Origin of the sequence: Synechococcus sp. H70.1, from assembly GCF_047502705.1 — a bacterium.
In the GTDB taxonomy this organism is placed as follows: Bacteria; Cyanobacteriota; Cyanobacteriia; order Thermostichales; family Thermostichaceae; genus Thermostichus.
In genome coordinates this window covers 1-562 of sequence record NZ_JANSIV010000147.1, presented here as the reverse complement: position 1 = coordinate 562, position 562 = coordinate 1, and the positions used below count along the sequence as shown (strand labels likewise).

1 pseudogene is annotated in these 562 nt (G+C 53.9%); it reads right to left on the bottom strand.

Annotation, left to right across the window (positions count from 1 at the left end):
- Nucleotides 1-181 (bottom strand): annotated as a pseudogene (locus tag NW827_RS09940) (mannose-6-phosphate isomerase); the annotation flags it as partial.
- Nucleotides 182-562 lie beyond the last annotated feature (381 nt).

Below are 562 nucleotides of genomic sequence, written 5' to 3'. Positions count from 1 at the left end.
CTACGATCCAGTGCTCGCTGCGGTGGTAGTGCATCTGCAGGCTAAGGCGATGGCCGGGCTTGACCTCGATGCGCTTGATTTTGTACATTGGGCCTTCATCCAAGATCCAGAAGGCTCCCCAGGGGCGGGTCTGAGCCTGGGAGGGCAAAAGCTCCAGTGCCGGAATTGCTGCGTCGTTCATGTCCCGCACAGACTGTAGCATTGAGGTCACACCTTGTTCCACTTCAGGGACTCTCTTATCTTCATCTGCGGCGCGGCAACTTTTCATCGACCATCTTGCTGAACCCAATACGCCAAAACTCGTAGAAAAAAAGTCTCGAGAAGGGGAATACTAACCCGCCCTTGCATCTCTAACAGTTTTTGCAAAACTTGTTGGCATCAAGTTGCTTTTAGGATCAGCTAGGGTGTTGCAGGGCCCTAGGCCGTCAAGTTTAGCGAAACTCGTTCATAGGGCATGGATGTTTGTAAACCGGCTTAAAGCCATCTTGAGGCTCGTTGCGCCGGTAGGGATCCCTTTGCTGCTCCTGGCTGGCCTCTTGTGGGGGCTGAAGGAAGGCTGGGG